The 5506-nt window shown below is 48.8% G+C and carries 7 protein-coding genes; all 7 read right to left on the bottom strand.

Translation table 11 applies throughout. The features are described 5' to 3' along the window. On the bottom strand, positions 1-371 hold a 371-nt coding region (locus K1X84_16600; GenBank protein MBX7153249.1), incomplete at its 3' end, for a hydrogenase expression/formation protein HypE. 35 nt (positions 372-406) lie between these two features. Next, entirely contained in the window at positions 407-1522 is a 1116-nt protein-coding gene (gene hypD / locus K1X84_16595) for a hydrogenase formation protein HypD (GenBank protein ID MBX7153248.1), read from the bottom strand. Further along, positions 1519-1800, bottom strand: a complete 282-nt coding sequence (locus tag K1X84_16590) for a HypC/HybG/HupF family hydrogenase formation chaperone (protein ID MBX7153247.1) — start codon at positions 1798-1800, stop codon at positions 1519-1521. Before K1X84_16590 ends, hypD begins: the two co-directional genes overlap by 4 nt. 96 nt (positions 1801-1896) lie before the next feature. Beyond that, a complete protein-coding gene (gene hypF, locus K1X84_16585; GenBank protein MBX7153246.1) occupies positions 1897-4194 on the bottom strand; it encodes a carbamoyltransferase HypF in 2298 nt (765 codons plus the stop codon). Positions 4195-4196: 2 nt separating this feature from the next. Further along, complete coding sequence (gene hypB / locus K1X84_16580) at positions 4197-4841, bottom strand: hydrogenase nickel incorporation protein HypB (protein ID MBX7153245.1); 645 nt, start codon at positions 4839-4841, stop codon at positions 4197-4199. Positions 4842-4846: 5 nt separating this feature from the next. Further along, complete coding sequence (gene hypA, locus K1X84_16575) at positions 4847-5209, bottom strand: hydrogenase maturation nickel metallochaperone HypA (GenBank protein MBX7153244.1); 363 nt, start codon at positions 5207-5209, stop codon at positions 4847-4849. Between the two features lies 1 nt (position 5210). Next, on the bottom strand, positions 5211-5506 hold a 296-nt coding region (locus K1X84_16570; GenBank protein ID MBX7153243.1), incomplete at its 5' end, for a High-affinity nickel transporter.

Genomic DNA, 5506 nt, shown 5'->3' with positions numbered 1-5506 from the left:
AGGCCTTCTTCAAGAATAAAACCTGCCGAAAGAAATTTCGGAACGGCTCCGCACATAGCCAGATCGTTGATCGTTCCATTGATAGCAAGATCGCCGATATTGCCTCCCGGAAAAAAAATCGGATTGACCACATACGAATCCGTTGACATGGCCAGTCGTTCCTTGCCGACTTTTAATAACGCGCCGTCATGGCCTTCGCTGAGGATGGAATTTCGGAATGCCGGCATAAAAACAGATTGCAGTAATTGATGAGATAAAGTGCCGCCTCCGCCGTGCGCCAGCAAGATCTGTTCATAGTTGTTTTTTGGAAGGGGGCAGGCTAACGAATCCGATAGGCCAGAGTCATTTTTTTTCGAAGAGTCATCAAGCATAAATCAAGATCCTTTTTATAGCAACGAGTGAATTTTTAATTCATTTTACTTTGAGTTTTCATTGGGCGTATTTTGCCGTAATGAAAATACGCCGCGCAAGCGCCTTCGGAAGAAACCATGGGCGCGCCAAGAGGATGTTCAGGCGTACATTCTTTTCCAAAAGCCTGGCATGTCGTCGGTTTGCGTAATCCTTGCAGAACTTCACCTGCAATACAAGTACCGGGCTCGCTGGTAACAATATGGCCGACGTTATAAACTTTCTCAGCATCAAATGCACTGAAAGAATCTTTTAGCCGATAACCTGAAGCCGGAATCTTTCCGATGCCGCGCCAGGCACGGTCGGTTATTTCAAAAACTGTCGCCAATAATTGACGGGCAGGAATATTACCTTTAGGGCTTACGACTCTTCGGTATTGATTTTCCACTTCACACCGTCCGACCTCCAATTGCTGAATAGCGATGAGTATCCCTTGCAAAATATCCACAGGTTCAAATCCCGTCACAATGATAGGCACGCGAAATTTTTTTGATAGTGGAAAATATTCTTCATATCCCATGACCGTACATACATGACCGGCCGCAAGAAAAGCCTGGATACGGTGTTCTGGCGCCGACAGGAGCGCGTCAATCGCCGGTGGAACCAGTACGTGAGAACACAATATGGAAAAATTTTTCAGATTTCGCCGGCTGGCTTCCATTACGGCCATGGCGTTAGCCGGCGCAGTCGTTTCGAATCCCACGGCGAAAAAAACGATATTTTTATCAGGTCTTGCGGAAGCGAGCTGAACGGCATCGAGCGGGGAGTACACCATTCGGATATCGGCGCCGCGCGCTTTAATGCTCAAGAGATCTTCATGGCTGCCGGGTACTCGCAGCATATCACCAAAAGAAGTGAAGATGACATCCGGTCTTGATGCAATGGCCAACGCCTTGTCGATCATTTCGAGAGGGGTTACGCATACAGGACAGCCGGGCCCGTGCACCAGCGTCACTTCAGGCGGCAGCATGGTTTCGATTCCATATTTCAGAATCGTGTGTGTCTGACCGCCGCAAATTTCCATGATCGTCCACGGCTTGCTGATGGTCCGTTGAATTTCTTTGGCCAGAATTTTGGCGGCCGCTGCATCACGAAATTCGTCGAGATATTTCATGGCGTGCCTCCTTGCCGGTATTGATCCGTATCGCTACGCAATTCCTGATCGAGGTCGCCCATTTCATGCAAAAGCCGTAATGTTTCTTCGGCGTCCTTTTCGTCGATTTTACTTAGCGCAAAACCGACATGGACCATTACGTAATCGCCGACTTTGGCGTCGGGAAGCCATTCGAGGCAAACGCTTTTTCCAATGCCTCCAAAACTGACTTGTGCCATTCGCAGCCCGCTATCGCCGGACTGGATGGAGAGAATTTTACCTGGAACGGCTAAACACATAATTTAATCCTTTTATTTATTCACCAGAGATCGCAGAGAATACCGAGTCAAAATATTTTTTAAAAATTCATTGCAGAATTCTTGAGATTAAATGTTTTAAACATTTAATTCCTCTGCGTGTTCTGCGTTCTCCGGTGTAAAATGATACTTTCCTACCGCATAAGCCGCCTGACCGTAGGACAATCCGCCGTCATTCGGCGGTACCCGTTGGTGCCAGTACGCACGCCGTCCGCTGTTTTGGATCCGCTCGACCGCACGCTCCAGAAGATAGCCGTTCTGGAAACAACCGCCGCTGAGTACAACACGATCATGACCTAATTTTTCGGCCACGCTCACGATCATCGCCGCTAAAGTTTCGTGAAAAGCAGCGGCAATTTCACGACGGGGTATTTTGCCTAAGTCATCTAAAATTTTTTCTACCATCGGCTTCCAGTCTAAAAGAATTGGCGAATGATGAATAAGATGGAACGGATAGGGTTCGACCGCTTTGCCAAGCGCCTGATGTTCAAGACGCATAGCGGCCTGGCCTTCGTATGAATTGATCGCAGCGATTCCGACAATAGCGGCAATGGCGTCGAACAAGCGCCCGGCGCTGCTTGTTTGGACAGTGCAAATATTTTTGGTGAGTAGGGTCTGAAAAATTCTTTTTTCTTCTCCCGTAAAACAGGACCACACGGAAAGAGGTTGCTCGAATATGGATTCACCGGCCATTGAAAACAGTAATCCCATTGCCGAGCGCCGTGGCTCACGGACAGCCGTCTCACCTCCGGGCAATAAGAACGGATGAAGTTGAGCAACGTGTGAACATTGGTGTCCGTCATATTCAAAAAATTCTCCACCCCAAATGGTTCCGTCGGAGCCCAATCCCGTGCCGTCCCAAGCTACACCAAGGACTCTTCCCTTTAATTTGTTTTCAGCATAACAACCGGCAACGTGTGCTTCGTGATGTTGAATAGCCATGACGGTAACAGATTGTTCATTACCGAATTTGGTTGAAAGATAATCGGGATGTTCATCCGTTGCGATGACGGCGGGTTTGGTATCGTATAAAGTGATCAAATCGTTGGTGACGCGCGTAAAGGCGTCATACGCTTCAGTGCTTGACAGGTCGCCGATGTGTTGGCTTAAAAATACTTGCCCGTCGAATGCGAGTGCAATCGTGTTTTTCAAGTGCCCGCCGACAGCAAGAATGGGTGGTGATACGCACTCTATCGGTACAGGCATCGGCGCATACCCGCGCGCCCGTCGGAGAATGAGTTCCCGGCCTAATAAAAATCGTACAACCGAATCGTCCACATGCCGGCGGATCGGGCGGTCATGCATTAAAAAATAATCCGCAATCGTATGGAGTCGCGCCAATGCTTCGTGGTCGTCAATGCAAATCGGTTCTTCACTCAAATTGCCGCTGGTGCAGATGACCGGTTTGCCGATCAAATGCATCAGGATGTGATGCAACGGTGTGTAAGGCATCATGACGCCGAGGAATGCATTAGACGGCGCAATGGCATCCAAACCGTCGCGTGACATTTCACGCCGTTGCAACAAGACAATTGGCGATTCGGTGGAATGCAAGAGACGCAATTCCATCGGAGAAACATTGCAGACGGAATGAATCCAATGTTCGTCCGGGGCCATCACGGCAAACGGTTTTTCATCGCGGCGTTTACGTTGACGCAGGCGAAATACGGCTTCGGGATTTTCCGCGAGGCAAAATAATTGATATCCGCCGAGACCTTTGACGGCAACAATTTTTCCGTTCAGAATCGCTTCACCGGCTGCAACCATTGCCGTGTGTCTGGCGGCCAAAACATGGCCGGTATTATCGGTCCATCGCACTTGCGGACCGCAAACCGGACAAGCCGTCGGCTGGGCATGAAATCGACGGTCGAGAGGATTGTTATATTCCGCAAAACATTCCGGACACAAAGTAAAATCTTTCATCGTAGTATTCGGGCGATCATAAGGCAATTGTTCGATAATGGAAAAACGCGGACCGCAGTGAGTGCAGTTGATAAAAGGATATAAATGCCGGCGATTATGAGGATCCCAGAGTTCGGTTAAACAGTCAGGGCATGTTGCAATATCCGGAAGAATAAAAGCCGACCGATGTCCGTTCGATGCACTTTCGCGAATTTCAAAAGTCATGTCGTTGACCGGATCGAAAACAGAATATTCCAGACTTTGAATGACGGCCAGTTTGGGTTTGTCAGTGGATATCCTCAACAGGAAATCGTACAAACGATCCCGATCGCCCTCGGCTTCTATTAAAACGCCTTGCGGCGTATTGGTGATAAAACCGCGGAGACTGAGGGCTTTGGCCAGATTGTATATAAATGGCCGGAACCCCACGCCTTGAACGGCGCCATGAATAACGATGTGGAAACGCTGTTGCATCATTATCCTTTGATTTGTGAATGAAGCCATGCGCACCACGGATCCATTCCCTCTCCGGTCGTACAGGAAATTTCAAATACACGCAAGGACGGATTGATCGACAACGCATTCCCTCGTAGCGTAGCAATATCCGAATGAACGTACGGCAAGAGATCAATTTTATTAATAATCAAAACGGATGCTTTAATAAACATCCCGGGATACTTCAGCGGTTTGTCGTCGCCTTCCGTCACGCTGACCACAACAATTTTCATGTCTTCACCCAGATCATAACTGGAAGGACAAACCAGGTTGCCGACGTTTTCAATCATCAGCAGGCGAATGTTTTTTTCGTCGAGGCGCTTAAAAGCGTCGTCTACCAATTGTGCTTCGAGATGGCAGGCGCCGTTGGTAACGATCTGCACTACGGGAACATCCAATGCGTGAATCCGTTGAGCGTCGAGGTCAGTTTGCACGTCGCCTTCAATGACGGCCATCGGCATTGTATTTTTTAATCGCCGGATGGTGGCTTCCAGCAAACTTGTTTTTCCGGATCCGGGTGAACTCACGAAATTAACCGTAAAAATTTTTTGTGATGACCATGTCTGGCGTAGCCGTGATGCGATGGCGTCATTTTTTTCAAGAACTTTTCTTTCAACAGTGATCATGCTGTTCATACAACCTCCGATGGGGATTCTTCCAATTCGATGTAGGCGAGTTCCAATTCTTGTCCGGTTTGGGAAATGAGTTGTGAACTGCCGCACTTCGGACAAACATGCGCCCAACCTTCCGGTTCGAAAGAATGGTTGCAGGCGGTACAGTGAAGAGTGTAAGGCACCAACTCAATCGAAAGTTTCGCGGATTGTAAAGGCGTCTGGTTAACTAATGCATCGAAACAAAACGTCAGCGATTCCGGCAAAATGGATGACAGCGTACCGATCCGCAATGCGATGTTCCGGACTGAAGGTCTGCGTTCGGCAGACACATGTTCTTCGATCTGACGAATTAATTCTTGTGCAATGGACATTTCGTGCATATCAACTCCATAGCCAGTAAAATCCAAGGCCTATGCAGACAACACCCGAGCCCATCAGCAGGGAGTGCAGCGGCACACTGCGATGGATCAATTTGACAGAAATCCATCCGATTCCGGCTGAAAAAACAGCCATAGCGATCATGGTTCCGGCTGAAAATGAAATCAAATAAGCCGCCGCCGCCGTGCGGGATGGCATGGCCAAAGTAGGCAACACACCTAAAACGTGCGTCCCGCCCGCCAAGCCATGAATCACGCCGATCCACCATGAAGCATGGGAATGCGTGTGACTAACCGAAG

Source organism: bacterium (genome assembly GCA_019695335.1).
Taxonomy (GTDB): domain Bacteria; phylum CLD3; class CLD3; order SB21; family SB21; genus JABWBZ01.
The sequence above is the reverse complement of the archived record's forward strand: the minus strand, read 5'-3'. Positions and strand labels throughout refer to the sequence as shown.